This window comes from Streptomyces sp. WM6386 (assembly GCF_000972385.1).
GTDB lineage: Bacteria > Actinomycetota > Actinomycetes > Streptomycetales > Streptomycetaceae > Streptomyces.
The window spans coordinates 1-299 of record NZ_JXTE01000835.1; the positions used below are offsets into that span (position 1 = coordinate 1).

Annotated in this window: 1 protein-coding gene; it reads right to left on the reverse strand. The window is 70.9% G+C overall.

The window, feature by feature from the left end:
• Positions 1–299 (reverse strand): carboxylesterase family protein (locus TN53_RS43870; RefSeq protein ID WP_046264537.1); only part of this gene is annotated, 299 nt, incomplete at both ends.

The following is a 299-nucleotide window of genomic DNA, read 5'->3' on the forward strand; positions in this document are numbered from 1 at the left end:
GCCGTTCTGTGCGTCGAGGATCGCCTTGGTCGGCTTGGCCCGGAGGCAATCGGTCACGGTCGCCGGGTCGATGCAGCCGAGCTTCTTGGCGAAGGTGATTCCGGTGGCGACGGCCTTCTCACGGGTGATGCCCGCGCAGTCGAAGTAGGCACCGCTCTGGATGATGGCCGCGCGGTACAGGCCCCGGCCAGCCGGGGAAGCGAGCTGGGCGCAGACCGCGCTGCCGCCGGCCGACTCGCCGGCCAGGGTGACCTGCCGTGGGTCACCGCCGAAGGCTCCGATGTTCGACCGGACCCAGC